Below are 766 nucleotides of genomic sequence, written 5' to 3' on the forward strand. Positions count from 1 at the left end.
TGTCCGGCGGGTAGTCATGGATGGACGCCGGCCGCAGCTTGCCGTAATCGGTAAATTCCGGCGGCGTTATCTTGTACAGCAGCATCGGGTACTGGCCGCGCAGCAGGACGATGCACCTGTCGTTGCCCAGCCGCAGCACCTCGTCCGGCTGCATGAGCGCGCGCTGGGTGTTGCTGCGCGTCATGGAATACGGCCGGATGTTGTTCTGCAAGGGGGAGAACAGCGGCGTCTGCGGCTGTTGGTTATTAGTCACGCGGATGGTCGTCATGCCGCATTTCTCCGAAATGAATTTGGCGCTCGTCAGGTCGTTCACCCCCAGGCAGATGGTAGCGTCGCAGCAGGCCGCCATCTCCTCCCACTCGTGCCGCGGGTACATGTCCGCCAGCTGGGAGATGGACTGCACCAGCACCTGGCAGCTCATGCCGAACGACCGGGTGAACGCGATGGAGCGCTTGAAATCCCCCAGCCTGCCGATGGACGGGAATTCGTCCAGCAGGAAGTTTACCCGCACCGGCAGCTTCCCGTCCTTCGTCTCCTTCCGCGCGTATGCCTCCAGACGGGAGAACAGCATGGTGAAGAACAGCGAGGACAGGAAGGTGTAGGTGCTGTCCTGCGCGGACAGGATACAGAAATAGGCGCAGGGCTTCTGTCCTGGCAGGGTGAGGTCTATCGTGCTGTCCGAAGTCAGGCTGTCCACCAGCGCATCGTGGAACACGTTCAGCCGGTTGCCGAGACCGATCACGATGTTGCCGCGCAGATTCTCCTT

At 61.6% G+C, this 766-nt stretch carries 1 protein-coding gene; it reads right to left on the minus strand.

All coding sequences use genetic code 11. The annotated features are described in order from the left end of the window. On the minus strand, nucleotides 1-766 hold a 766-nt coding region (locus tag H8S45_RS15880; RefSeq protein ID WP_186950608.1), incomplete at both ends, for a type IV secretory system conjugative DNA transfer family protein.

Source organism: Agathobaculum faecis (assembly GCF_014287995.1).
Taxonomy (GTDB): Bacteria; Bacillota; Clostridia; order Oscillospirales; family Butyricicoccaceae; genus Agathobaculum; species Agathobaculum ammoniilyticum.